Genomic DNA, 23,980 nt, shown 5'->3' on the forward strand with positions numbered 1-23,980 from the left:
GTAAATTGTTATTTCTGGGCAACCGAATTCCTGCCACGCCCAGGAGAACCTGCCCGTTTCAGATTGCAAGGAGCAAGAAAGCAACTATGGACGACAACAACGTGTCATTTCGCGTGCACAAAGACGATCTGTCTGACGCTGTCGCCTGGGTTGCCCGATCCTTGCCGACAAAAAACACCCAGCCGATCCTTCGCGCGGTCGTGATTACAGCCGACGACAACGGTTTGGAATTCGCAGGCTTTGACTACGAAGTGTCATCGCGAGTCCGCATCGCTGCCGAAGTTGATCAGCCAGGTCGCATCGCTGTAGCCGGCAAGCTCATGGCGGACATCGTGGCGAATATGCCAGCCAAGCCTGTTGAAGTTTCCGTAGTCGATGGAACCCGACTGCTGCTCCAAGGCGGCTCTGCTCGCTTCGAACTTCCCTTGATGCCGTTGGATGATTACCCGCAACTTCCAACATTGCCTGAGGTCACCGGCACGATTAGCCCATCGCTTTTTGTCGCGGCTGTCACCCAGGTGGCCTCCGCAGCGGGTAAGGATGACACACTGCCGATGCTGACCGGCGTGCACATGGAAGTGAGCGGTTCTCACGTTCAGCTCGCAGCTACGGACCGCTTCCGCCTGGCACTGCGCACACTTGAGTGGGATCCGGTGTCGCCGGATGTCACTGCGAACCTGTTGATTCCGGCGAAGACTTTGCAAGACAACGCCCGCACCTTGGATTCTCACCTCGAAGATCCGATCGAGATTGCTGTAGGTACCGGCGATAACGTCGGCGGCGAAGGCCTTTTTGGTCTGCACTCTTCAAACCGCGAGACGACGACGCGCATGCTGGATGCTGACTTCCCGAACATCCAGCCGCTGTTGCCGAAGACCCATACGTCGATTGCTACCGTTCCGATCGCGCCGCTGCTCGAGGCAATCCGCCGCGTCAGCCTGGTCGCTGACCGCAACGCGCAGCTGCGGATGGAATTTCAACCTGGACAGGTCACTTTGTATGCCTCCGGCGCAGATTCCGGTGAAGCGAGCGAAACTTTGCAATGCGCATTCACCGGTGCAGACGAGCTCACCATCGCTTTTAACTCCGGCTACCTCAAGGACGGCCTCAGCGTCATCCGTACCGAGCGTGTTGTCTTCGGCTTCACTGAGCCGTCTCGCCCAGCCATCATGATCCCAGAGCCAGAGGACATCCCTGAGGCAGAAGCCGACGGAAGTTTCCCAACCCCAGCGACCGATTTCACTTATCTCTTGATGCCAGTTCGCCTTCCAGGCTAAAGGTGGATGTTCCCAGATCGATCAAGAAAGTAGGTGTGAGAAAGGGCGTGACGTGCGGTGTATTTGCGACAGCTAGATCTGCGTGACTTCCGCTCGTGGCCTGAACTCCACCTCGATCTTGAGCCAGGGGTCACCGTCTTTTCCGGCCGCAACGGCTTTGGCAAGACCAATATCGTGGAGGCGATCGGCTACTGCGCGCACCTTTCCAGTCACCGAGTCCCCACGGATCAGCCGTTAATACGTCACGGTGCCGAAGATTCACGCGTTTCCGCAACCACGGTGAATGACGGCCGCGAGCTCACAACGCACCTTTTGATCAAGGCTCGCGGCGCAAACCAAGCGCAGATCAACCGGACGAAGCTCAAATCAACCCGCGAAATTCTTGGTGTTTTGCGCACCGTGCTTTTTGCGCCGGAGGATTTGGCGTTAGTTAAGGGCGATCCGTCGGAGCGTCGCAAATTTCTCGACGATCTCATCGCCATCCGCACACCACGCATCGCAGGCGCAAAGGCCGACTTTGACAAAGTCCTGCGCCAACGCAACGCACTTCTCAAGTCTTCCGGTCTCACGCTGCGTCGCGGTTACGACGATCCTGAAGGTGCTACTGCCTTGACCACCTTGGATGTCTGGGATGCACAGTTGGCCCGCACCGGTGCTCTCGTCATCGCCGCACGCCTTTCGCTTATCGACGAGCTCGCGCCCCTCATCCACGATTCGTACGCAGCGATTGCGCCGGAATCCCGACCTGCTGCAGTCGTCTACGTTTCTACCGTGGACCAGGCCGTGGAAGAACTCACTGGGGCATCAACCAGAGATCCCGCGGTGATCGAGGCTGCGATGCTCTCCGAACTTGGCCGACGTCGCAAAAACGAGATTGAGCGCGGTGTCACCCTCGTTGGCCCGCATCGCGATGACTTGCAGTTGATCTTGGGTGACCAGCCTGCAAAAGGATTTGCCAGCCACGGCGAATCCTGGTCGTTCGCTCTCTCGCTCCACCTTGCAGAGTTCCAGCTGCTGGCCTTAGAGGGTTCTGACCCCGTGCTCATTCTCGACGACGTCTTCGCCGAGCTCGACGCCAAGCGCCGCCAACGCCTAGTGCATGTTGCGGAACAAGCCGAGCAAGTGCTGATCACCGCAGCGGTGGGCGACGATCTCCCCGGCAACCTCGATGATGCTGTAGCAGCTCGTTATGTCGTCACGATGAACGAGACGGAAGAAGGCAGGATGTCCACCATCGAAAAGGTTGGGGAGACGACATGACGCACGAAGCCGATGATCTCGTCGCCAATGCATTCCAGGAAGTACGCAAGCAGGCGCGTAAACGAGGACGCGTCCCAGATCTAAGCCATCAGGGCAAAAATGTTGTCCCACGTCGGGCAGGGCGGGCGTTGTCGTCGTCAAGCGATGGCCCGGATGCACGGGTGCCCGGGCTCGATCTCAACGTCGACGAGAAGCAACGCTACCGAGGTCCTGGACGTATGAGCGGCCCAGACGGGCGTGCGCCGCGAAAGTCATTCCAGGTCAGCAGTATGAATGACCTGTTGAAGAAGGAAATCCGCAACCGCGATTGGGCCAAACCGCTGGCGCACGGATGGGTGATGGGCAGCTGGGAAGAGCTCGTCGGCGAGAAGATCGCGCAGCACACGCAAGTAGATATGGTCAAAGATGGCATCGTGTTTATCTCTACAGATACGACAGCGTGGGCGGCGCAGTTGCGGAACATGAAGCCGATCATTCTGCAGAAACTGACGGACACGATCGGTGAGGGGATCATCACCGACGTGAAGGTCAATCCGCCACGCACGAAGAGTTGGCGCTATGGTCCGTTACACGTAAAGGGTCGCGGTCCGCGCGACACGTACGGCTAAAACCTGTCCTGGGGAAACGGCGTAGAGCGCGCGAAAAAGGCCCTCCGACGCGCGAGACCCCTCGCCACATAGGTCTCCCCATACGTGTAAGCTTGAACAGGTTAGATATCCGTAGCGCGACAGGAGTGCTTGTTTTACGTGGCTACCACTGAATCACATTATGATGCTTCATCAATCACGATCCTTGAGGGTCTTGAAGCCGTGCGTAAGCGCCCCGGCATGTACATCGGTTCTACCGGACCGCGCGGACTCCACCACCTCATCTGGGAGGTCGTGGACAACTCGGTCGATGAGGCCATGGCGGGTTACGCAGATCGCGTTGACGTCACCCTGAAAGAAGACGGCAGCGTCGAGGTCATCGACAACGGCCGTGGCATCCCAGTTGAGATGCACCCGACCGGCGCACCGACAGTCCAGGTTGTCATGACCCAGCTGCATGCTGGTGGCAAATTCGACTCGGAGTCCTACGCTGTTTCCGGTGGTCTGCACGGCGTGGGCATTTCCGTAGTCAATGCGCTGTCTACGCGCGTTGAGGCTGATATTAAGCGCGACGGCAAGCATTGGATCCAGAACTTCGAGATGGCCGTGCCTGAACCACTCGTCGAGGGTGGCAACGCGCGCGGCACCGGTACCACCATTCGCTTCTGGCCCGACGCAGAAATCTTCGAAACCGTCGACTTTGACTACGACACTATCGCCCGTCGCCTGCAGGAGATGGCCTTTCTGAACAAGGGCCTAACCATCACGCTGAAAGACGAGCGCGTCACCGAGGAAGAACTTGAACTAGAGGCTCTCGCCGAAAGTGGCGACACCGCCGAAATCCTCGATGGCGATTCCTTCGACGACGAGGCACTGGAAGAAGCACCCGCTGACCAGTCCGAAGCCGGTGCCGAGATCGCGCCAAAGAAGACCATCAAGCGCGAGAAGAAGGTTGTCTACCACTACCCAGACGGCCTGAAAGACTACGTCAACCACCTCAACCGATCCAAGAACGAGATCCACCCAACCATCGTCGGCTTTGAGAACAAGGGCGACGGCCACGAGGTTGAGGTGGCGATGCAGTGGAACTCCGGCTACAAGGAATCCGTCCACACCTTCGCCAACACGATCAATACCCACGAGGGCGGCACCCACGAAGAGGGCTTCCGTTCCGCGCTGACTACTTTGATGAACCGCTACGCGCGCGATCACAAGCTGCTCAAGGAAAAGGATCCGAACCTCACTGGCGACGACTGCCGCGAAGGCCTCGCCGCCGTCGTATCCGTCCGCGTTGCCGATCCACAGTTTGAGGGTCAGACCAAGACTAAGCTGGGCAACACCGAGATCAAGGGCTTTGTCCAGCGCTCCGTCAACGAGCACCTCGCGTTTTGGTTTGACGCCAACCCTGCCGAAGCAAAGGCGATTGTGAACAAGGCTGTGGCGTCCTCGCACGCCCGCGTCGCTGCACGCAAGGCGCGTGACCTGGTGCGTCGCAAGTCCGCAACCGACATGGGTGGCCTGCCAGGCAAGCTCGCCGATTGCCGCACCAAGGATCCGATTGCAGCCGAGCTGTTCATCGTGGAGGGTGACTCTGCAGGCGGTTCCGCAAAGCAGGGTCGTGACTCCATGTACCAGGCGATTCTTCCGCTGCGAGGCAAGATCCTGAACGTGGAAAAGGCGCGCATGGATCGCATCTTGAAGAACAACGAGGTCCAGGCCATCATCACCGCGCTGGGCACCGGTATCAATGAAGAATTCGATCTGAAGAAGCTGCGTTACCACAAGATCGTGCTGATGGCCGACGCCGACGTCGACGGCCAGCACATCGCGACACTGCTGCTCACGCTGTTGTTCCGCTTCATGCCGGAGCTCATCGAAGAGGGCCACGTTTTCCTGGCTAACCCTCCGCTGTACAAGCTGAAATGGCAGAAGGGCGAGCCTGGCTACGCCTACTCCGATGCCGAGCGCGACAAGGAACTCGAAGAAGGCTTGGCCGCCGGCCGCAAGATCAACACCGACGACGGCATCCAGCGCTACAAGGGTCTCGGCGAGATGAACCCGAACGAGCTGTGGGAAACCACCCTCGATCCCGAGCACCGCATCCTGCGCCGGGTGGAACTGGAAGACGCCCAGCGCGCCGACGAGCTCTTCTCCATCCTCATGGGTGACGACGTCGCCGCCCGCCGCTCCTTTATCACCCGCAAGGCAAAGGACGTCCGCTTCCTCGACGTCTAATTTGCTTGTCGACGACCAGCCCGGTCGTCGACAAGCAAAAGCGTACAATGGCTGCCGTTTGTGGTACTTAGGTTCGACCTAAGCCTCCACAAACGGCAGCCATTGTTGCACCTTTTCGTAAGATGATCGCATGACCAAAATAGCTGCGTTCGCCGATCTTCATCTCGGAGCCCACTACGCCCCCGGGAGCGATTGGGTGAAAGCCGAGTTGTCGCAGCGCAACCCTGATGTGGTTGTCTTCGCCGGCGACCTTTTCGACCGCCACACCGCCCTCGCCGAGCACGAACAAGAAGGCGCCGCCCTGTTTCGCTGGATTACTCAGGAGCGTCAACTTCCGGTGGTGATGATCTGGGGCAACCACGACGTCGCCAAAGGATTCGCCTTTCACAATCGCTTTCCTGCGATCGACGGCGTGTACCGGCCCGAGTCGTTCGAGGTCGAATCCATCGAAGTTCCCGGTGTGCCAGTGGTATTCCACGCTGTGAATGTGCAGAAGAAACGCGACAAGCGCGAGCTTATCGACGATTTCCCTGCCGCCCACGAACCAGGCCACGTCGGAGTCTTCCATACCGGGCTGACCGGTGAATACACCAAGAACAACTGTCTGCCTGCATCATTGGACGACTTGTCAGCGAAAGGTTACGACGCTTGGGTCCTCGGCCACATTCATGCGCCAAAGACTCTGCGGGAAGAACCGTATATTGGCTGGCCTGGGGTGGGGCGGATGGTTGACCTCGAGGTTTAGGCCATGTGCTTTTCTAGCAGCTCGCCAAGCTGGGGGACCACCGGCGCAATGATGCCCTGAGCTTTGCCACGTAGCCCGCTGTAGATCTTGGTGGCTGCGGCTGGCGCGTTCTCAGCGGCGCGGTCGCCGACTGCCAGGAGTGCGTCTGCTACCTCGGTGTCGCGCTGTGCGAGAAATGGGCCGAATCCGCTCTTCTCGCCGGCGATGTACTCAGTCCAGTAGGGCTGCAGCTCGCCGAGTGCGTCGGGGAGGATGCGGTCAAGGCCGGTGGTGACGATGTTTGCGTCCATCTTCTTTGCAGCGCCTACACCGCCTTTCAATGCGATGCCGGTGAGACCGGAAGCGTTGGACACGGTGTCTTCTGCGAGTTTTGCAAGTTCAGCGACGACCTGTGGACGCTTCTCTTCGTTGAGCAGGGTGGAGAGTTCTGGCATGACCATACCTTTCAGGTTGTGATTAGGATGCCTACTCTAATACGTCGGGGGCGGGTTGGCGCGATTTCGCCAGATCCCGAACGGAAAAGCTCGAACGCCCTAGATGCGGTGATGGACGCGGCAACTGTATCTCGGGTGTTCGGGATCTGCCGTTCGAGAAGTAGCAGGTTGGACCCAGAATAGGCCCCGCCGCGCATGAAAAAAGCGATTGCCATGGGGGGGCAGTACCGCTACAGGGCACATCCGCCAACGGGAATCGCTTCTTTTCACAAGGCCGTTGCAGTTCTTCCGCCACAGTTACCCGACTAATCGCACTCGCCACATCAGTCACTGCAACCACAACAGCCTCAAACCTAACAGAGGTCTCAGGTGTGTTTCCACTTTTGGCCTCAACAACAGCTCAACGGGGGTAACCCGCCCACCGTGCATACACCTGCGCGACCACTGCACCGAATTCTCGGTTGTGCGAGGTTAGCGGCTCTAACCTGCGGATTCCATCTGCTAATGCTGCGGAGGCCTGCTCACTGGAGTCAAAGACAAACACACCATCAAAACGTGCGCCGGGGATCGCGGCAGCGGCGGCCAAAGCGGCGAAGCTGCGGACGGAGACGTGGTGAACGGCGCAGAACTCGTCGGCAAGCAAAAGAAGTTGCTCAGAACTCAGCAGCTTCATGGCCTCGGGCCTGTCTCATGCGAGCCTCTAGTGCGGCGTGGCCGGGGATCATCTCGCGGGCGAGGGAGGCGAGGGAGGCGTCGTCAAGAAGGCGGGTAGCGGTAGCAACAACCGCACGCTTGGCCGCGACCTGTTTGCTGCAACCCCAAGCCGAGGCGAGAAGGGTGAGCGCGCGATCCTCGTCGGTGGTGAGTCTGAGCGTCATTGCCATGCTCCCAGTGATACCACATTGATACCGCATGCCAGAGCATGGCCAGCCGTAAAGGCCGCTAGAATGGCCTGCAACGACTTCCTAAAAGAAAGGTCACCATGAGCGACGACACCTTGAGCGGTGACGGCTTCGACCAGATCATCCCCATTGACATCAATGAGGAAATGCAGACTTCCTACATCGACTACGCCATGAGCGTTATTGTGGGCCGTGCACTGCCTGAGGTGCGCGACGGTATGAAGCCGGTCCACCGCCGCATCATCTACGCGATGTATGACAATGGCTACCGACCAGAGCGCGGCTACGTGAAGTCGGCGCGTCCGGTCGCGGACACCATGGGTCACTTCCACCCGCATGGCGATACCGCGATCTACGACACGTTGGTTCGCCTCGCGCAGCCGTGGGTGATGCGCTATCCGCTGATCGACGGGCAAGGTAACTTCGGCTCGCGTGGCCACGACGGCCCGGCTGCGATGCGTTACACGGAGTGCAAGCTCACCCCGCTAGCCATGGAAATGGTTCGCGATATTCGCGAAAACGCAGTCGAATTCTCCCCGAACTACGACGGTAAGACCAAGGAACCAGACGTTTTGCCGTCGCGCGTTCCAAACCTGCTGATGAATGGCTCCTCGGGCATTGCAGTCGGCATGGCGACGAACATCCCGCCGCACAACTTGAACGAGCTGGCAGAGGCAATTTTCTGGATCCTGGCCAACCACGACGCGGACGACAAGACGACTCTTGATGCTGTGATGGAACGCGTCAAGGGCCCAGATTTCCCAACGCGCGCGATGATCGTCGGCGATCAGGGCATCAAAGACGCCTACACCACCGGTCGCGGTTCGATCCGCATGCGCGGTGTCGCGGAGATGGAAGAGATCGGCAACCGCCAGGTCATCGTCATCACCGAGCTGCCGTACATGGTCAACCCGGATACGTTCATCGCAAACATCGCAGACCAGGTGACCAACGGCAAGCTGGTGGGTATTTCGAAGATCGAGGACGAGTCCTCGGACCGCGCTGGCATGCGTATCGTCGTCACGCTGAAGCGCGACGCCGTGCCGCGCGTGGTGCTGAACAACCTGTACAAGCACTCCCAGCTTGAGGCGAACTTCTCGGCCAACATGCTCTCCATCGTCGATGGCGTGCCGCGCACCCTGCGCCTGGACCAGATGTTGCGCTACTACGTGAAGCACCAGATCGACGTCATTGTTCGTCGCACCCAGTACCGCTTGGACGAAGCGGAAAAGCGCGCTCACATCTTGCGCGGTCTGGTCAAGGCGCTCGATATGCTCGACGAGGTCATCGCCCTGATCCGACGCAGCCCAACTGTCGACGAGGCGCGCACCGGCCTGATGGATCTGCTCGACGTTGACGAGATCCAGGCAGACGCCATCCTTGCGATGCAGCTGCGTCGCCTGGCCGCCCTGGAACGCCAGAAGATTATCGACGAACTGGCCGAAATCGAAAACGAAATCGCAGACTACAAGGATATTCTGGCCAAGCCGGAACGCCAGCGCGAAATTGTCCGGGACGAGTTGCAGGAGATCGTCGACAAGTATGGCGATGATCGCTTGACCCGCATTGTTGCCGCAACCGGCGATGTCACCGAGGAAGACCTGATCGCGCGCGAAAACGTCGTGGTCACCATCACCTCCACCGGCTACGCGAAGCGCACCAAGGTCGATGCATACAAGTCCCAGAAGCGCGGCGGCAAGGGCGTACGTGGCGCCGAGCTGAAGCAAGACGACATCGTGAAGAACTTCTTCATCTGTTCTACGCATGACTGGATCTTGTTCTTTACCAACTTTGGCCGTGTATACCGTCTCAAGGCCTACGAACTCCCTGAGGCAGGTCGCACCGCGCGTGGCCAGCACGTGGCTAACCTGCTGGAGTTCCAGCCGGAGGAGCGTATCGCGCAGGTCATTCAGATTCAGTCCTACGAAGATGCGCCTTACCTAGTCCTAGCGACTAAGGGCGGTCGGGTGAAGAAGTCCCGCCTCACCGATTACGAGTCCGCACGTTCTGCAGGCTTGATCGCGATCAACCTCAATGAGAGCGATAGTCTCATCGGCGCGGCACTGTGTGGCGATGAAGATGACATCCTGCTTGTCTCGGAGCAGGGCCAGGCGATCCGCTTCACTGCTGACGACGACCAGCTGCGTCCAATGGGTCGCGCGACCGCAGGCGTGAAGGGTATGCGCTTCAAGGACGACGACCAGCTGTTGGCCATGACCGTGGCGCAGGACGGCCAGTACCTCCTGGTGGCTACCTCGCTGGGTTATGGAAAGCGCACTGCGATCGAGGAGTACAACGCTCAGGGTCGCGGCGGCATGGGTGTGATGACCTACAAGTACACCCCGAAGCGTGGCAAGCTCATCGGTGCTCTTGCTGTCGAGGAAGATGATCAGATCTTCGCGATCACTTCCGCTGGTGGTGTCATCCGCACCGAGGTGGACCAGATCCGTCCTTCGTCGCGCGCGACTATGGGCGTTCGACTTGTCGATTTGGCGGATGACGTCGAGCTTTTGGCTATTGATAAGAACGTCGAGGACGAAGGTGAAGAGGAAGCAACCGCAGTTGCGAAGGGTGAAAAGGCACCTGAGGACGCAATGGACTCCACGGGCGCGCCAACAGGCGTAAAGTCAGGCAAGAATAATCCCGACGACGCCGATGGTGACAAGGAGTAAACATGGCTACTCGCGACGTGACGATCAATAAGGTCACGCCCTTCTCAGCTTTCAAGGTGGGTGTAGTCATGGGGCTGATCAGCCTGGTTATCTGGTTGATCGCCGTGACCATCTTGTACGTCGGCATGGACGCAGCCGGCATCATCGAGCAGGTTAACTCGCTCATCGGTGGCGTCGGCGGAGAGCAGCTTGTTGGCTTTGGTCTGGTCTTCAGCGCAGCCGGCCTCATGGGCATCATCGGCACTGTGATGATGGCTGTGCTCGCGCCATTGAGCGTGGTCATCTACAACGCGATCGCCGAACTTCTCGGCGGCCTGTCCATCTCGGTGGCTGACGAGGTTAAGCAAGTAGAAGAAACCGCTTAACGACGCTCCCCTGCGCCCACCCCCGGAATGCTGTCGAGGGAGTGGGCGCTTCGTCGTTAAGCGGTGCTTCTTAGACGGCGATGAACGGCTTGATTAGGCCTTCCTTGCGATCCATGACGTCGGCGATTGCTTTTTCGATGTCATCGAATGCGTAATCGTGGGTAAACACTGGGGTTGGGTCGATGACCCCCTTGCGGATGAAGCTCATCAACTGATCCATCTTGGTCAGATCACCGAGACCGGTCCACAACGAAATATTCTTGTGCACCATCTGCGCTACAGGGAGACTAACTTCGCCCCTGGGAATAGCGACCATGCCAACCTTCCCTCCGTGGCGCAGGATCTCTGGCCATGCGTTGATGGTAGGCGCGACGCCCGCCGCCTCTACGGTTGCATCTGCGCCGTATCCGTCGGTGTGCTCCATCACGACGTCGACGAGGTTTTCCTTCATGGAGTTCACAACGACGGTGGCGCCGAGTTCCTTTGCGGCGGCGATGCGCTCGTCGATGGTGTCGGAGGCGATGATGGTAGTTGCGCCCGAGAGCTTTGCCGTCATGACTGCCGCGAGTCCGATGGGGCCGCAGCCTTGGATGACGATGGTTTGACCCGGGCCTGTGATTGCTTCCTTCACTGCGGTCCATCCGGTGGAACGAATGTCGCCGACGGCAAGCGCCTGCTTATCAGTGACTTCATCAGGAATATGGGAGAGGTTCATGTCGGCGTACTTCACAAGAATCTTCTCTGCCATGGCACCGCCGAGCCCACGATCGCCGGAGCCAAAGATGCCGCCGTTCTCGCTAGCCTGTGGCTGGCCAATACGCGAGTTGTGATCAAAACCGGAGTGCAGAGCTGCTGGAGCGGCGACGCGGTCACCGACCTTGAAATTTTCTACTGCTTCTCCGACTTCGGCGATGACACCCACAAACTCGTGGCCAAGCGCGAAGTCCTTGCCTGGACCCATATGGCCCTCGATGAGGTGGATATCAGAACCTCAGACGGTGGTACCGGTGATGTCGATAATGACATCGGTCGGAGTTTGGATGACTGGGTCCGGGGCTTCTTGGAGTTCGTAAGTTCCCTGACCGATGACGTAGACGTGACGTAATTGCTTTTCCTTTCTAATCGCGGGTCTACTAGCGAGTCTAACGAAAACTAAATGAGTATCGGTCACCCCTAAAATGAGGGAAGCCACTGGATTCCGACTGCCTGTAGCGGTTGATAGAAGTGGCCCAAACGTCCCATCTGTGACGCTTCTTCAGAAGCGAAAAATACCGCTTGAACTGGCGATTTGGTTAGTTGTTAAATCGTGGGTAATGTTCTATTTCGTTCCCAGGGCCTATAGCTCAGTCGGTTAGAGCGCATCGCTGATAACGATGAGGTCGCAAGTTCGATTCTTGCTAGGCCCACCAGGAACAAAAAGGGGCATTAGCTCAGTTGGTAGAGCACCTGCTTTGCAAGCAGGATGTCAGGAGTTCGATTCTCCTATGCTCCACAGTAATAAGGCCGTCTTCCGCATTCGGGAGGCGGCCTTTTTTCAGGTTCGGGCACCGGCAGCTTGGATAGAGGGGGTTGGGTTGTCCCTTCCGCATCCAGGCGCCGCAACCTGCGTTGACATCAGCGATTTTTGATCTTGGCCTGTTGCGAGTAACCTAGATTCCTGCACGGGGCATTAGCTCAGTTGGTAGAGCACCTGCTTTGCAAGCAGGATGTCAGGAGTTCGATTCTCCTATGCTCCACAGTAATAAGGTGGTTACTTCCTAGAGAGGAAGTAACCACCTTTTCAATTGTCTGTACATTCCCTACAACTTTCGGTTGAAATTGCAGAATTCTTACAGAACTAATGTACTGTTTAAGTGGTTTATACCCCTGAAATAGGTTGCCTAATAGTTCTTGTTACTATAGGTAATCGCTATCAACAATGGCAGTAAATTCAAGCGTTCATTTGAAAGATTGATCCGGGTAGTCCTGTCTATCATCGGCAGGTGTGCAGGTAGTCACCTTGATATGATCAATATCGTGAATGCGACAATTAAAACCAAGACCCCATTACCCGTGAAGCCTGTGGGCCACGGCAAGGCTGTCCTGATTCTCGCTCTCGGTACTGCGTTCTTGGCTTTCACCCCAATTTGGGTGAAGGCATCGAACATGGACCCTGCGACACAGGCCTTCCTGCGTGTTTCCATTGGTTTCTTGGCCCTCCTCCCATTCGGCATCTGGGAGATGAAGAACAAGCAAAGCCTGCCAAAGAAGGGCATCATCCTTTCTGTCATCGCTGGTCTCTTCCTCGGCATTGACTTCACCTGCTGGAACTACTCAATCTTTTACGTTGGTGCCGGCATCGCAGCAATTCTGCTGAACTTGCAGGTTATCGTCGTGCCAATGCTGACCGCGATCTTTGACAAGTACAAGATTCCACCAGTCTTCCTGATCCTGGTTCCAATCATGATCGTTGGTGTGTTGCTTACCGGTGGCGTTTTCGAAGCAGCTGAAGCAACCGGTCCTGAGACCATTTACGGCATCAAGACCTCGACCTTGGGCACCCTGCTCGGTCTGACCTCTGGCATCTGCTACTCGTTCTACCTGTACTTCTCACGCAAGGCAGGCACCACCGCGCCTCGTAAGGACCTCTACGTCCAGCCAATGATGTACACCATGGCCGCACAGATGGTTGCGCCACTCATCTGGGCTTACACCGGCTCCTCCCGTGGTGGCTTCGATTTCAAGAACGGCGTTCTGATCGACGGCCAGCTGCCAATGGTTGATCCTGAGACCACTGTCGGTGATCCACTGACCGCGATGAACTGGTTCCACCTCATCTGCTTGGCAATCCTTGGCCAGGCAATCGCTTGGACATTCGTTCAGTGGGGTTCGGTCTGGCTTGATCCGACCCTGTCCGCAGGTATCCTGCTGCTCTCCCCAGTTTCCTCGGTTGTCATCGCATGGCCACTGTTCGGTGAGATTCCATCTGTGCTGCAGTGGATCGGTATCGCCATGATTCTGGGAACGGTGATGTACCAAAACGGCATATTCGATAGCCTCTTCGGGAAAAAGAAGAAACCCGATGCAGGCCCACCAGCAGACACACCAAGTGATCAAACATTAAATAGTTAGTCCGACCAGCCGGTGCCAAGGGAGACTCCCTTTACACCGGCTGTTGAAAACCCAAATGCCTTCACGGATGATGGAACTGTCCAAGTTAACCGGCATCTTGTTGAAGACCGAATAACTACGTCTATAGGAGAAGTCTCATGCACCTTACTCAGCGTGAACAAGAAAAGCTCATGATCGTCGTGGCTGCTGACCTTGCGCGTCGTCGCAAAGAGCGTGGCCTTAAGCTCAACCACCCAGAGGCAAAGGCACTGATCACCGCAGAGCTCATCGAAGGCGCTCGCGATGGCAAGTCTGTTGCAGAGCTGATGAGCGAGGGCGTTACCTACCTCACCCGCGATGATGTCATGGAGGGTGTCCCGGAAATGATCCCTGATGTACAGGTTGAAGCCACCTTCCCAGATGGCACCAAGCTAGTCACCGTTCATAACCCAATCCGCTAAACACCCTTAATTGAAGGAGAGATCCACATGATCCCAGGTGAGATTTTCATTGCAGAAGACGGCCCAATCATCATCAATGAGGGTTCGGAATCTATCACCATCGAGGTAACCAACAAGGGCGACCGTCCAGTTCAGGTTGGTTCCCACTTCCACTTCGCAGAAGCAAACAGCGAGTTGGAGTTTGACCGTGAAGCAGCACAGGGCAAGCGCCTCGACATTCCTGCTGGCACCGCAGTTCGTCTTGAGCCAGGCGATTCCCGCACCGTGAATCTGGTCGATTTTGGCGGCAAGCGCGAAATCTACGGCTTCAACGGCAAGGTCAACGGCAAGGTCGACTAAGCAAGCTGGGCTACGGCCCACGCAGTCGCACCCATCAAAACAACACAAAGCGAACAAGCAAGGCTACAGGAGAAAGAACACACTATGTCTTTTGAAATGGAACGGCGCCAATACGCTGAACTGCACGGCCCAACCACTGGTGACGGCATTCGTTTGGCAGATACCGATCTGATCGCACGCATCGAGCGCGACCACACCACCTACGGCGAAGAGGTTTCCTTCGGCGGCGGCAAGGTTATCCGCGACGGCATGGGACAGGACGGCCGCAGCACCGCGGATCAGAATATCCCGGATCTGGTTATCGTTAACGCGACCATCATTGACTACACCGGCATCATCAAGGCAGACATTGCTGTCAAAGACGGCAAGATCTTGAAGATCGGTAAGGCGGGTAACCCGGATACTCAGGATAACGTAGACATCACCGTCGGCGTTGCTACCGAGGTTATCGCTGGCGAGGGCAAGATTGTCACCGCTGGTGCGGTGGACACTCACATCCACTTCATCTCCCCAGATCAGGTTGAGGCTGCTCTGGACAACGGCACGACCACGCTCGTTGGTGGCGGCTCCGGCCCAGTTGACTCCACCAATGCAACCACCGTTACTGCAGGCCCGAACAACATCAAGACGATGATCAAGGCTTCGGCGAACTTCCCAATCAACGTCGGTTTCCTGGGTAAGGGTCACGCATCTGAGGCAGAGCCACTGCGCGAGCAGATCCGCGCAGGCGCGGTTGGCCTGAAGATCCACGAGGACTGGGGCTCTACCGCCAATGCAATTGACCAGGCACTGAGCGTTGCCGACGAGATGGATGTCCAGATTGCGATCCACACCGATACTCTGAACGAGGGTGGCTTCGCGGACAACACCATCGCAGCATTCAAGGACCGGGTCATCCACACCTTCCACACCGAGGGCGCCGGCGGCGGACACGCTCCGGACATCCTCAAGGTTGCAGGCCTTCCAAACGTTCTTCCGGCATCGACCAACCCGACCTTGCCTTACACCAAGAACACCATGGATGAGCACCTTGACATGATCATGGTGTGCCACCACTTGAACCCTGACCTGCCTGAAGACGTTGCATTCGCTGACTCCCGCATCCGTAAGGAAACCATTGCGGCTGAGGACGTGCTGCACGACATGGGCATCCTGTCCATCACTTCTTCTGACTCCCAGGCGATGGGTCGCGTTGGCGAGGTTGTTCTGCGCACCTGGCAGGTTGCACACCGCATGAAGACCCAGCGCGGTCCGCTCGAGGGTGACACCGATACCAATGACAACAACCGCATCAAGCGCTACGTTGCGAAGTACACCATCAACCCAGCAATCGCCGCAGGTATTTCCCACGCGGTTGGTTCCGTGGAAGAGGGCAAGATCGCTGACCTCGTGGTGTGGGACCCTGCATACTTCGGTGTGAAGCCAAACATCATCCTGAAGAGCGGCTTCATCGCACGCTCCATCATGGGTGACTCCAACGCTTCGATCCCAACCCCACAGCCACGTACCATGCGCTACGCATTCGGCGCACTCGGCGCAGCAGCGGGCCAGACCTCTGTAACCTTCCTGCCTACCGCGGCGCTGGAAGCTGGCCTGCCCGAAGAGCTGGGAATCAACCGCACGTTCGTCGAGGCGAAGAACATGCGCAACATTTCCAAGAAGGATCTCAAGTTCAATGACGCAACCCCAGAGATTGCCATCGACCCTGAGACCTACGATCTGACTGTGGATGGCGAGAAGATTACCTCTGAGCCAGCAGACGAACTGCCAATGGCACAGCGCTACTTCCTGTTCTAATTTTCAGGTGCAGCATCGAGTTGATCAGTAGGGCTCAGTGACGAGCCCTCCGTGAGTAAGTAGGTTAGGCGGAGGCGGTGTGTACGCACACGGTCTCCGCTTTTCCTGTCTAGGTCATGCACCTAGGTTCTGCACCGACCCGCCACAGGCTTGCCTGAGAAAGAAAGAAACAATGATCATTACCGAGTTATCCGGCAACCTCAATGACCTTCCTCCAGAAGAGCGCGAAGCGTTGACCATTGACTACGTCACCTTTGACAACGAGTCCAGGCTCAAGCGTGTCCAGCGGGCAACTGCCGAGTCCGGCGATGAGGTGGCCCTGCGGCTCCCCACTGACTTCCGCGAGCTCGCCGACGGTGACATCCTCTCCCGCGATGGCGATAAGGTCTTTGCCGTGAAAATCGCACCGACCGACGTCTTGGTCATCGCACCCCGCTCGATCCGCGAGGCACTCGCTGTCGCTCACACCCTGGGCAATCGCCATCTGCAGGCCCAGTTCTTCGACGCTTCGAGTGAGTTTGGCAAGGAGGTCATGGTCGTACGCTATGACCACACCGTTGAGCACCACCTCGACCACGTGGCAGTGCCATACACCCGTGGCGAGCACGTAATGCCGGGAGCTTTCCGCCATGCCGAGCACTCTCACTAATCGTCGCGGAGAGCTGGTCATTTGGCACCTGACCGACTCGGCTCTCCCCACGGGTGGGTTCGCGCATTCCGCCGGCCTAGAAACTTTTGTGCTAGCCAATGAGATCACCGACCCCGAGTCGTATTCCCGCTGGCTGCACGGGTATCTGCGCCAGGCGTCGTTTAGCGAGGCCCTTGCTGTGCGCTTTGCCGTTGAGCTCCAAGAAGCAGCGCTTGACGACGACCACAAAGCCGCGCAGCTGAAGAAGCTGGATCAGTTGGTCCATGCCTGCCAGACCCCGAAGCAGGTGCGCACATCAATGAACTCAATGGGTAAGCGCATGTCTCGCGTAGCGGCGATCATTTCTCCGGAGGATGTCTTGGTGTCGAGGTACGCAGAGGCCATCACTGCTGGTGAGATGCGGGGCAATCCGGGACTCGCCGCGGGCCTCGTGCTGGGCGCCAACGGTGTCTCGGCAGCGGATGCCGTGAATGCTTACCTGATGCAGATGGCCAACTCGATGACGCAGAATGCGATCCGCGCTATCCCTTTGGGCCAAGACGCCGGGCAGCGTGTCCTCGTCAGCGCCTATGATGTGATTTTACAAGCGGGCGAGATGACCATGGGTCACGATGTCAGCGATCTCGGTGCCGTGGCGCCACGGCTGGAGGTGGCACAGATGGAGCATGAGTCCCTGCGCAGCCGCATGTTTATGTCTTAAGTACGAAAGATCGAAAGGAAAATTTACGATGAGCGTTATTAAAGTTGGAGTTGGCGGACCAGTTGGATCTGGTAAGACCGCATTGATTGAGCGTATTACTCGCGCTCTCGATGGCCAGGTATCGATGGCGGCAATCACCAATGACATCTACACCACCGAGGATGCGAAGATTCTCGCCCGCGACGGCATTCTTCCTGAAGACCGCATCATTGGTGTGGAAACAGGTGGCTGCCCTCACACCGCGATCCGCGAAGATACCTCGATGAACGACGCAGCTTTCGACGAGCTGATGCAGCGCCACCCAGAGCTCGAGTTAGTATTCGTTGAATCCGGTGGCGACAACCTCAGTGCGACCTTCAGCCCAGAGCTGGTGGACTTCTCCATCTACATCATTGACGTTGCTCAAGGCGAGAAGATCCCTCGCAAGGCTGGACAGGGCATGATCAAATCTGACTTGTTCGTGATCAACAAGACTGACCTGGCACCACACGTGGGAGCAGATCTGCAGGTCATGGCGGATGACTCCAAGGTTTTCCGCGGTGACAAGCCATTCGTGCTGACTAACCTGAAGACGGACGAAGGCCTCGATGAGGTTATCAACTGGATCAAGCACGATGTCCTGATGCAGGATCTGGCCGAGTGATGTGGGATTTACCAGAAGGCGTTTTCCTTCATGACCCACCGCGGGAGGAGATGGGCGTCCTCGAACTGGGCGTTGAAATTAGTGGCGGCAAGTCCATCGCGACCTCGCAGTTTCATACCCGCGCGCTCAAGATCATCCGCCCGCACTACTTGGACGATTCCGGCCAGGTGTACTACATCGTGGTCAATCCCGGCGGCGGCTTCGTTGGCGGCGATGCGTACCGGATGAAGCTCGATGTCGCGGACAACGCTTCGATGCTGCTGACCGACCAGTCTGCAGCAAAGGTGTACCGCACCCCGGACGACTTCGTCGTGCAGAACATCGAAATGTCAGTTGGCGATGGGGCAGTGCTCGAGTACGTTCCTGACCAGCTGATTCTGTACCGAGACGCGGATTTCCGACAGCAGATTAAGGCCGATGTTCACCCGAACGGCTCGCTGTTTATCTCGGACATCATTACGCCCGGATGGTCGCCTGACGGCGGGCACTTCCTGTACAAGCAGGCCCGCATTCGCACCGAAGTAACCATGGAAGGCGAAGTAGTCCTGGTGGACAACCTGCGGATCAATCCGTTGGAGAGTGAGTTCGGCCAAGATCACGACTTCATCATGGGTGGAAAAACCCACGTGGCTACTGCTATTTGTTTCGACCCAGGCCTTACGCCGGAGCGGCTTGACGAGGTGAAGGGAATCGTCGCGAAGCGAGCTGCTGACGACGATGACCTGATAGCTGCCGTGACAACCTGCGATAGGCCGGGTTTCGTATTGCGTGCGCTGGGAAGCCGCACTGAGGAACTCATGGCGTTGGTGCAGGCTGTGGCCAATTATGTCCGCGGTGAGATGCGCGGCCAGGGGCCAATTCACTTGCGGCAGTATTAGTGCTGGTGCAGGTGGCTAGAGCCAATCCAGTGCAGCAGTTGATGCACGTGGTCGTCCGCGATGCCGTAGAGAATACTCCGGCCATCGCGGGTGGATGTCACCGTACCGTTGAGTTCCATTGCGCGCAGTGCCGCTGAGGTGGTGGCGACGCGCACTCCGGTGGCATCCGCAAGTTCGCTGACTGAGAGCTTGAACTGCCCGGCGAAGTGAATCGCGTTGAGGAGCTTGAGTCGGGTAGGGTCGCCCATGATCTTGAACGTTCCTGACCATTCCTCGGCAAGGTTGAGATTTCTCTCAAGGTTTGTCATGGGTTGCCTCCTTGCGATGTTGATGAGCGCCGTATTTTCAAGCTTAGTCTCTCTGCAGTGCTTGCTAAGCACCTGGATCGCTTGAACCATTTAGGAAGTTTCCCTACCAAACGGGGGTAGCAAGTGAGATCTTCCAAGAAGATAAAAAGGTTCATACAATTGCGCAAATACTTAACAAAGAATCCGTCTTCACCAGCGTTTTTAGTCACCGACGGAAGTGATGGAGAAAGCAATTCCACGCGCAACAATAGTTTCTGAAGTCATCAAAAGCTGTTCATATCACGTGCGGTCAGCGCATTTATATGAAGATGATAAGGAAAGCTACAATCCTATTGTCCTAAAGATAAAGAAAATCAAAGAGGCAAACGTGCTCCGAGCAAGATCTTTTTGCTTCACCCCGTACGAAACACCAGAAGTTCCTTGAGAGGTGCTCACAATGAAAAAGCGCGTATTACTGCTCGCTGTTGTTCCACTCATCCTCGTCGGCTGCACTCAGCCAGCTTCCAACAGCAAGGTCAGAATCAGCGTAAAGAACTGCGGAAACACCGTGAACATGGAGATGGTGCCACAAAGAGTTGTCTTGCAAAACCCGGCATCAGTGGAAACACTCGCCCAGCTTGGAGTGCTTGACCACGTCGTCGCTAAGGCGGGCTATTTCCCAGAAGACTACTTTGCCAGAGACACCAACGAAACGCTTTCTAAAGTCCCCACGCTATCCGACAAACTCGATGAGACCGGCCACGTGGAAGTCTCCTATGAAGATGTCATGGCAGAAGAACCCGATTTGATCATCGGTTATAGCGACGAGGTCAATACAGATACCGTCACCGACATCCCGATTGTTACTGAACCGACCTTCTGCGGAGAAGTCAGGAACGCATCGTTTGAGGACATCAACGCGCACATCGATCTCTATGCATCGTTATTCAACGAACGCGAAGCAGCGGTTAACATGAAGTCAGACATCGCACATTACATTTCGCGTTTGAACGAGCAGGCAGGCGCGGGCAAGTCTGTCGCCGTCGTCTACCCAGGTCTGAATGGCGCACCAATGTACGCCTACGGCAAAGACTCAATGGCCCATCCGATCGTGGAATCCGTCGGACTCACCAACGTTTTTGACGATCAGCAAGACCGCGTCGCCGAGATTACCCCTGAGCAACTCGTGGAGAAGAACCCCGACGTCATCGTGGTCCTACACTCCGACGAGCCCGGAGCAAAGGAAGCAGTCAAGGCCCTCCCAGGTGCCGACGCAATCACCGCCGTGAACAAAAACGAAATCTTTGACATGCATCTAGCCTTCGCCGAAGCGCCGACACCACTGGCCGTACAGGGCGCCAAGCAGCTTGAGGGCTTCCTCGAAGGCAAGTAGCCAGTTGCGCTTTTGCTTATCGACGACCCGCTGTCGACCTTAAGGGCGGTTCGATGGGGTGCTGCTACGCGGCTCTCAACGTGTATCGAAGCTTAAGCGCAGTTTCCATTCTGCTTGCAGTGGAATGTGACCCAGTGGTTTAGGAGCCGTTCGCAGTCAGGCTGTCTGTGTACATTGGACAGCAATCCCCATTACTGGGGATGATCCGTGAGCACTGTGCGTCAGATTGCTTGTGAATCAATTTTCCCCGCGTGAGCGGGGATTACCTCCGACCGGAGCAATCGGTCGGAGGTTTTGTTTTGGAACAGACATGCTAATTCGGGCCGTTGATGTCGGGGACACACGATAAACATGAAGGTGCAAGGAATTAGTGCGAATTACTTGCTCATGACAAATAAATCTGTAGTGTTGGGGATAACCGCAACACAATCGCACACACAGAGCTCAGTTAAGAAATTGGGTAAATATGGAACCAAAATGGTTGTTCGTTCCGTGGGCAAAGACCATTGATAACTCCGATCGTGGCTTTCCTCTTGTCTCACACAGTCTTGATGTAGCGGAGATCATTGTTCCTGCAGCCCTGCATTTCCTAGGGCAGGAATACTTGGACGGTCTTTCTGAAAGACAAGGTGCCTCGGCGGAGTCCATTCTCAAACTCGCAGGTATCGCGCACGATTGTGGCAAGATGTCCCCGTTTTTCCAGCTAAAGCAACCTGATCTATTTAGCCCGCTAAATTCCTTTGGCTTCACTGTACCAAGGTATGGATATCACGCTTCTGAAACGCATCATTCAGACATCAGCGGATTCGCCCTGACGGAGTGGCTCGATAGCAAATGTGATTCTCCCCGTGATTTTTCTAATCGTGAAGCCTGGTTCTTCATTATGACGGGTCACCATGGGAGATTCCATGGTGACCTTAACGAATCCGATGTACTTATAAATGAACCAGCGGAATGGCGACAGGCGCGACACCAGCTTCTCGACTGGTTGATGGTGCAAGTCGGAATTACTGATCAGGAAATCACTAGAATCTGCCGATCATGCTGGGAAGTTGACGATTTAGTAATTGTCTCAGCGATTCTTATCGTGGCCGACTGGCTCGGTTCAAATGCTTATTATTTTCCATATGACCTGGACGAGGAACGTAGCAGGGAAGGGCGTCTTGAACGGGCTCTCGAACGTATCGACTTGGGTGGGAAATGGGCTCCTGATCCGGATCCAGTAGAAAATTTTGCGGACCGCTTCAATGTTCCTAGTGGTGCACAATTACGTACCGTTCAGAAGGCGGTCGTTGAGGTCGCACAAGCGATGGACGAACCAACTTTTCTACTACTAGAAAATGAAACCGGCGGTGGAAAGACCGCTGCCGCGTTGGTGGCAGCGGATATCATCGCCGAAAAGTTTGGACTTAGTGGGTTGTATTTCGCGCAACCGACAATGATGAACTCGAACGCGATGTTCAGCCAAATCGTTCGCTGGCTGAAAAGCTCCGTTGTGGAAACTGAACACCCAGTTTCAGCCGTCCTCGTTCACGGAAAGGCCGCTTTCAACGAAGAATTTGATGCGTTGAAGCGGCCTTCTTTTTACGGTGTTTTCGATGATGAACATGACAAGAAATCTGGACAAGTGCAGGCGACCACTTGGTTTGCCGGGCCTAAACGGGGATTGCTCGGAAGCGCTGTCGTGGGGACGATTGATCAGTTGCTTTTCGCATCATTGAATTCAAAACATGTCGTGTTGAGGCATCTTGGTTTGTTGAACAAAGTCGTCATCATCGATGAGATCCACGCGTCAGACACGTTTATGCAAACTTACTTAGTCGCGACACTTGAATGGCTTGGATTCTATGGGGTACCCGTTATCGCGTTATCAGCCACTGTGTCTAGGGACCTTCGAACTATGTTGCTCAGTGCTTACAAACGTGGGGCATCGAGGTTTGAGATGGATTCGCTCAGTTCACAAGAAAAAGAAGCAATCGGGGCACCTGGGGTTTATCCCCGTTTGAGTTCAGTCAATAGTGAACAGGCATTTGTACATCCAGTTTCTGCGGATGATAGGTCTTCGACAATAACGATTGAGTACTGCCCTGGGGATGCTGCCACGGTGGCGAATCAGATCATCGAAGAGTCAGTTCTCGGTGGCTGTGTTATTTCGATCTGCTCAACAGTCAGTCGAGCGCAAGAGCTGTATGCCGAAGTCTTGCAATTAGCAAGTGGAGAAACTGACAAAGTGGTTTTGCTCCACTCGCGGTTTCTTGCGTTGCACCGCGCCGAAAGGGAGCAAGCGTTAGTCGATCTGCTGGGCCGAGACACAAGCCAGCGTCCAAAGCGATTGATCGTGGTTTCCACTCAAATTGTGGAACAAGGGCTCGATCTCGATTTCGATTTGATGTTCACTGATATTGCGCCAGTCGATCTGATCCTGCAGAGAGCCGGGCGTCTTCATCGCCATCCGATCCCTAGTGAACTTCGGCCCGTCAACATGTCGAAACCGCGACTCGTGATTACAGGAATTGAGCGAGGAAATGAAGAGGTCCCACCCCGTTTCCCACGCGGAATCGAGGCTGTTTATCGCCGTTATCGTCTGTTGAGAACGGCGCTTGTACTTGATCGTCATGTTGAGCGCTCTGGCGGAGTGATCCGATCGCCAAAGGATGTACCAACTCTTATTGATGGAGCTTATGATCGCGCAGACGAAGACTTGGATCTTCCTAATTCCTGGCTTGCAGAATGGGAAAAGGCCAAGTGCGACGAGGAAGATTTCAAACGCAGCCAGAAGTCTCGTTCGCGAATCACCGTACTTCCTTCGGCAGAGGAGGGATCCGTGATGAGTTGGGGGACTAAGGCGATGACAGCTGCTGAGGAAGTTAGTGCTGGAGCACAGGTTCGCGACATCGACGAATCGATTGAAGTTGTTGTGGTTCGTCGAATAAATGGACGTGTTTTTCCTCTCATTCAAGCCGGCGAGGACGTTGCAGGGATCGCGATTGACGGAGAAGTAGAACTTGATCCAGCGATTGCTCGTCGCGTGGCACAATGCACGATTCGTCTACCTGGGTATTTGATTACTGATGATGACCTGTGTCAATTGGAATCGGAGGGCCGTTTCGGAGCTTGGCATTATTCGCCATGGCTCAAGGGGCAACTCCCATTGATCTTGGACGAGAACCTTTCCGTAAATCTCGAGCGAACTCGCTTGATTTATGAAGAACGAAGGGGGCTCGTCATGTCAGATCCGCCAGGAAGGAGTTAACGGAAATGTAATT

23 protein-coding genes and 3 tRNA genes are annotated in these 23,980 nt (G+C 56.2%); 21 read left to right on the forward strand and 5 right to left on the reverse strand.

The annotated features are described in order from the left end of the window. Positions 1–86 precede the first annotated feature (86 nt). From dnaN to QP027_RS11545, 5 genes are all read left to right on the forward strand, one after another. The gene (gene dnaN / locus QP027_RS11525) at positions 87–1,277 is read left to right on the forward strand and encodes a DNA polymerase III subunit beta (protein ID WP_284824970.1); all 1,191 of its coding nucleotides are present in this window, start codon (positions 87–89) and stop codon (positions 1,275–1,277) included. Between the two features lie 57 nt (positions 1,278–1,334). Beyond that, on the forward strand, positions 1,335–2,537 hold the full coding sequence (gene recF, locus QP027_RS11530) for a DNA replication/repair protein RecF (protein WP_284824972.1): 1,203 nt from the start codon (positions 1,335–1,337) through the stop codon (positions 2,535–2,537). Next, entirely contained in the window at positions 2,534–3,145 is a 612-nt protein-coding gene (locus QP027_RS11535; protein ID WP_284824975.1) for a DciA family protein, read from the forward strand. Before recF ends, QP027_RS11535 begins: the two co-directional genes overlap by 4 nt. 138 nt (positions 3,146–3,283) lie before the next feature. Continuing rightward, positions 3,284–5,359 (forward strand): DNA topoisomerase (ATP-hydrolyzing) subunit B, encoded by a 2,076-nt coding sequence (gene gyrB, locus QP027_RS11540; protein ID WP_284824976.1) that lies wholly within the window; start codon positions 3,284–3,286, stop codon positions 5,357–5,359. Between the two features lie 130 nt (positions 5,360–5,489). Beyond that, entirely contained in the window at positions 5,490–6,104 is a 615-nt protein-coding gene (locus tag QP027_RS11545) for a metallophosphoesterase family protein (RefSeq protein ID WP_284824978.1), read from the forward strand. Here QP027_RS11545 and QP027_RS11550 read toward each other — a convergent pair. From QP027_RS11550 to QP027_RS11560, 3 genes are all read right to left on the reverse strand, one after another. After that, positions 6,101–6,538, reverse strand: a complete 438-nt coding sequence (locus QP027_RS11550; RefSeq protein ID WP_284824980.1) for a DUF6918 family protein — start codon at positions 6,536–6,538, stop codon at positions 6,101–6,103. The two genes, QP027_RS11545 and QP027_RS11550, sit on opposite strands and share 4 nt — an antisense overlap. A gap of 400 nt (positions 6,539–6,938) precedes the next feature. Then, positions 6,939–7,211, reverse strand: a complete 273-nt coding sequence (locus QP027_RS11555; RefSeq protein WP_284824981.1) for a TetR family transcriptional regulator — start codon at positions 7,209–7,211, stop codon at positions 6,939–6,941. Next, entirely contained in the window at positions 7,192–7,422 is a 231-nt protein-coding gene (locus QP027_RS11560; protein WP_284824983.1) for a CopG family transcriptional regulator, read from the reverse strand. The genes QP027_RS11555 and QP027_RS11560 overlap by 20 nt, the downstream gene beginning before the upstream one ends. A gap of 98 nt (positions 7,423–7,520) precedes the next feature. Here QP027_RS11560 and gyrA point away from each other — a divergent pair, with 98 nt between their 5' ends. Further along, positions 7,521–10,112, forward strand: coding sequence for a DNA gyrase subunit A (gyrA, locus tag QP027_RS11565; RefSeq protein ID WP_284824985.1), 2,592 nt, complete (start codon positions 7,521–7,523; stop codon positions 10,110–10,112). Between the two features lie 2 nt (positions 10,113–10,114). Further along, on the forward strand, positions 10,115–10,477 hold the full coding sequence (locus QP027_RS11570; protein ID WP_284824986.1) for a DUF3566 domain-containing protein: 363 nt from the start codon (positions 10,115–10,117) through the stop codon (positions 10,475–10,477). Positions 10,478–10,547: 70 nt separating this feature from the next. Here the strand turns inward: QP027_RS11570 and QP027_RS11575 are convergent, their stop codons facing one another. Beyond that, the gene (locus QP027_RS11575) at positions 10,548–11,438 is read right to left on the reverse strand and encodes a zinc-dependent alcohol dehydrogenase (RefSeq protein WP_284824988.1); all 891 of its coding nucleotides are present in this window, start codon (positions 11,436–11,438) and stop codon (positions 10,548–10,550) included. Here QP027_RS11575 and QP027_RS11580 point away from each other — a divergent pair, their 5' ends adjacent. The 12 genes from QP027_RS11580 (at position 11,439) to QP027_RS11635 (ending at position 19,034) form a co-directional block, all read left to right on the forward strand. Next, positions 11,439–11,582, forward strand: a complete 144-nt coding sequence (locus QP027_RS11580; RefSeq protein ID WP_284824990.1) for a hypothetical protein — start codon at positions 11,439–11,441, stop codon at positions 11,580–11,582. Positions 11,583–11,809: 227 nt separating this feature from the next. Further along, positions 11,810–11,886: transfer RNA gene (locus tag QP027_RS11585), tRNA-Ile, on the forward strand. Positions 11,887–11,896: 10 nt separating this feature from the next. Next, positions 11,897–11,969: transfer RNA gene (locus QP027_RS11590), tRNA-Ala, on the forward strand. Between the two features lie 171 nt (positions 11,970–12,140). Then, positions 12,141–12,213: transfer RNA gene (locus QP027_RS11595), tRNA-Ala, on the forward strand. A gap of 280 nt (positions 12,214–12,493) precedes the next feature. Further along, positions 12,494–13,588, forward strand: a complete 1,095-nt coding sequence (locus QP027_RS11600) for a DMT family transporter (RefSeq protein ID WP_284824992.1) — start codon at positions 12,494–12,496, stop codon at positions 13,586–13,588. Between the two features lie 137 nt (positions 13,589–13,725). Next, on the forward strand, positions 13,726–14,028 hold the full coding sequence (locus QP027_RS11605) for an urease subunit gamma (RefSeq protein WP_284824994.1): 303 nt from the start codon (positions 13,726–13,728) through the stop codon (positions 14,026–14,028). 27 nt (positions 14,029–14,055) lie between these two features. Beyond that, entirely contained in the window at positions 14,056–14,367 is a 312-nt protein-coding gene (locus tag QP027_RS11610; RefSeq protein ID WP_284824996.1) for an urease subunit beta, read from the forward strand. 84 nt (positions 14,368–14,451) lie between these two features. Next, positions 14,452–16,164 carry an urease subunit alpha gene (ureC, locus tag QP027_RS11615; RefSeq protein ID WP_284824998.1) on the forward strand — a complete coding sequence of 571 codons (1,713 nt, stop codon included), beginning with the start codon at positions 14,452–14,454 and terminating at the stop codon, positions 16,162–16,164. A gap of 172 nt (positions 16,165–16,336) precedes the next feature. After that, positions 16,337–16,813: an urease accessory protein UreE gene (ureE, locus tag QP027_RS11620; protein WP_284824999.1), complete on the forward strand. Its 477-nt coding sequence runs from the start codon at positions 16,337–16,339 to the stop codon at positions 16,811–16,813. Further along, positions 16,794–17,513: an urease accessory protein UreF gene (locus QP027_RS11625; protein ID WP_284825001.1), complete on the forward strand. Its 720-nt coding sequence runs from the start codon at positions 16,794–16,796 to the stop codon at positions 17,511–17,513. Before ureE ends, QP027_RS11625 begins: the two co-directional genes overlap by 20 nt. 28 nt (positions 17,514–17,541) lie before the next feature. Next, positions 17,542–18,156 (forward strand): urease accessory protein UreG, encoded by a 615-nt coding sequence (gene ureG / locus QP027_RS11630; RefSeq protein ID WP_284825002.1) that lies wholly within the window; start codon positions 17,542–17,544, stop codon positions 18,154–18,156. After that, complete coding sequence (locus QP027_RS11635; RefSeq protein WP_284825004.1) at positions 18,156–19,034, forward strand: urease accessory protein UreD; 879 nt, start codon at positions 18,156–18,158, stop codon at positions 19,032–19,034. Before ureG ends, QP027_RS11635 begins: the two co-directional genes overlap by 1 nt. Here the strand turns inward: QP027_RS11635 and QP027_RS11640 are convergent. Continuing rightward, positions 19,031–19,342 (reverse strand): ArsR/SmtB family transcription factor, encoded by a 312-nt coding sequence (locus tag QP027_RS11640; protein ID WP_284825006.1) that lies wholly within the window; start codon positions 19,340–19,342, stop codon positions 19,031–19,033. The two genes, QP027_RS11635 and QP027_RS11640, sit on opposite strands and share 4 nt — an antisense overlap. 436 nt (positions 19,343–19,778) lie before the next feature. On the opposite strand from QP027_RS11640, the gene QP027_RS11645 reads away from it, so the two are divergent. Beyond that, the gene (locus QP027_RS11645) at positions 19,779–20,714 is read left to right on the forward strand and encodes an ABC transporter substrate-binding protein (protein ID WP_284825008.1); all 936 of its coding nucleotides are present in this window, start codon (positions 19,779–19,781) and stop codon (positions 20,712–20,714) included. Positions 20,715–21,180: 466 nt separating this feature from the next. Beyond that, entirely contained in the window at positions 21,181–23,967 is a 2,787-nt protein-coding gene (gene cas3 / locus QP027_RS11650) for a CRISPR-associated helicase Cas3' (protein ID WP_284825010.1), read from the forward strand. The last annotated feature ends 13 nt before the right edge of the window (positions 23,968–23,980 follow it).

The sequence above is a fragment of the Corynebacterium breve genome (assembly GCF_030252165.1).
In the GTDB taxonomy this organism is placed as follows: domain Bacteria; phylum Actinomycetota; class Actinomycetes; order Mycobacteriales; family Mycobacteriaceae; genus Corynebacterium; species Corynebacterium breve.

Excerpts from the sequence above, each read along its gene's own strand:
- dnaN (WP_284824970.1), top strand. The coding sequence starts at position 87 with ATGGACGACAACAACGTGTCATTTCGCGTGCACAAAGACGATCTGTCT.
- QP027_RS11535 (WP_284824975.1), top strand. The coding sequence starts at position 2,534 with ATGACGCACGAAGCCGATGATCTCGTCGCCAATGCATTCCAGGAAGTA.
- QP027_RS11545 (WP_284824978.1), top strand. The coding sequence starts at position 5,490 with ATGACCAAAATAGCTGCGTTCGCCGATCTTCATCTCGGAGCCCACTAC.
- QP027_RS11550 (WP_284824980.1), bottom strand. The coding sequence starts at position 6,538 with ATGCCAGAACTCTCCACCCTGCTCAACGAAGAGAAGCGTCCACAGGTC.
- QP027_RS11555 (WP_284824981.1), bottom strand. The coding sequence starts at position 7,211 with ATGAAGCTGCTGAGTTCTGAGCAACTTCTTTTGCTTGCCGACGAGTTC.
- QP027_RS11560 (WP_284824983.1), bottom strand. The coding sequence starts at position 7,422 with ATGGCAATGACGCTCAGACTCACCACCGACGAGGATCGCGCGCTCACC.
- gyrA (WP_284824985.1), top strand. The coding sequence starts at position 7,521 with ATGAGCGACGACACCTTGAGCGGTGACGGCTTCGACCAGATCATCCCC.
- QP027_RS11570 (WP_284824986.1), top strand. The coding sequence starts at position 10,115 with ATGGCTACTCGCGACGTGACGATCAATAAGGTCACGCCCTTCTCAGCT.
- QP027_RS11575 (WP_284824988.1), bottom strand. The coding sequence starts at position 11,438 with ATGGGTCCAGGCAAGGACTTCGCGCTTGGCCACGAGTTTGTGGGTGTC.
- QP027_RS11580 (WP_284824990.1), top strand. The coding sequence starts at position 11,439 with ATGGCCCTCGATGAGGTGGATATCAGAACCTCAGACGGTGGTACCGGT.
- QP027_RS11605 (WP_284824994.1), top strand. The coding sequence starts at position 13,726 with ATGCACCTTACTCAGCGTGAACAAGAAAAGCTCATGATCGTCGTGGCT.
- QP027_RS11610 (WP_284824996.1), top strand. The coding sequence starts at position 14,056 with ATGATCCCAGGTGAGATTTTCATTGCAGAAGACGGCCCAATCATCATC.
- ureC (WP_284824998.1), top strand. The coding sequence starts at position 14,452 with ATGTCTTTTGAAATGGAACGGCGCCAATACGCTGAACTGCACGGCCCA.
- ureE (WP_284824999.1), top strand. The coding sequence starts at position 16,337 with ATGATCATTACCGAGTTATCCGGCAACCTCAATGACCTTCCTCCAGAA.
- QP027_RS11625 (WP_284825001.1), top strand. The coding sequence starts at position 16,794 with ATGCCGAGCACTCTCACTAATCGTCGCGGAGAGCTGGTCATTTGGCAC.
- ureG (WP_284825002.1), top strand. The coding sequence starts at position 17,542 with ATGAGCGTTATTAAAGTTGGAGTTGGCGGACCAGTTGGATCTGGTAAG.
- QP027_RS11635 (WP_284825004.1), top strand. The coding sequence starts at position 18,156 with ATGTGGGATTTACCAGAAGGCGTTTTCCTTCATGACCCACCGCGGGAG.
- QP027_RS11640 (WP_284825006.1), bottom strand. The coding sequence starts at position 19,342 with ATGACAAACCTTGAGAGAAATCTCAACCTTGCCGAGGAATGGTCAGGA.
- QP027_RS11645 (WP_284825008.1), top strand. The coding sequence starts at position 19,779 with ATGAAAAAGCGCGTATTACTGCTCGCTGTTGTTCCACTCATCCTCGTC.
- cas3 (WP_284825010.1), top strand. The coding sequence starts at position 21,181 with ATGGAACCAAAATGGTTGTTCGTTCCGTGGGCAAAGACCATTGATAAC.